The sequence below is a fragment of the Psychrobacter piechaudii genome (assembly GCF_900162825.1).
Taxonomy (GTDB): domain Bacteria; phylum Pseudomonadota; class Gammaproteobacteria; order Pseudomonadales; family Moraxellaceae; genus Psychrobacter; species Psychrobacter piechaudii.
Genome location: NZ_FUGE01000147.1, coordinates 1 through 859, shown reverse-complemented (window position 1 = coordinate 859; position 859 = coordinate 1). Strand labels below are relative to the sequence as shown.

At 37.4% G+C, this 859-nt stretch carries 1 protein-coding gene; it reads right to left on the bottom strand.

Going from position 1 to position 859, the window contains the following annotated elements:
* Positions 1-462: 462 nt before the first annotated feature.
* A partial coding sequence (locus tag A1019T_RS13220) for a transposase (RefSeq protein WP_077451266.1) occupies positions 463-859 on the bottom strand: 397 nt, incomplete at its 5' end.

The following is an 859-nucleotide window of genomic DNA, read 5'->3' as shown; positions in this document are numbered from 1 at the left end:
TTACTGTTCTCGCCATCGTGTGAGTTTCCCTATATTTTGTTGATATATAGGATTAAAATAAGGCTTTATCTGTATTTTTCAAATTAGGGACACGCCCTAGACCCTCTTTGAACACAAAGTATTTTGTCACTGTTGATAATGATTGCCGCTGCTACTTTCACTTGTTTCATAGTTTTTTTAAGTCCTCGATATTTTTTAAGATAACTAAATCTATTTTTTTGAAATCACACATTATGGGCTAACTTACCAATATACCTCATTTTTATTATTGTGCTAGAGGTCTACTTCTACATGACAAGTTTAGATAAGAGCAACAAAAATTAACCCTACCCCTAATCCCTTTACAAGCCACTGTATTTCTTAACAAAAACCTGCGCGACAGCGATTTTAGAATCTGAAATACTAACCACATAGTTAAATGAATCTAGATTAACAAATAAATCTCTGCACACGCCAAAAAAATCATCCCCACCGGATTTTCATAGGTTTAGGGGTTAAAAAGCTAACTAACTGTCGAAAGACAGTCTTATCATTGTTAAAAAACACCAAGCGAAGGCCCTCAATCAACACATCCAGGCCAAGCGCAAACAAACTGGCTTGAGGTCGAGCGTTTGACTTCAACTTGCGTTTTAACGGCTTATCTTTGTCTTTATAAATACCGACATGATAAGCCCAACAAAACGCTAAGGCGTTCACTGCGACTAATTTACTGACCCGATCAAGATGGGTTAAGTGGGTATCTTCAAGATTAAAGCCACGGCCCTTTAGACAAGCAAATAAAGTCTCAATTTCCCAACGCTTAGCATAGCTTGTCATCGCATCCACTGTTTCTAGTTGCTTGGTTGCGACAATCACTAAA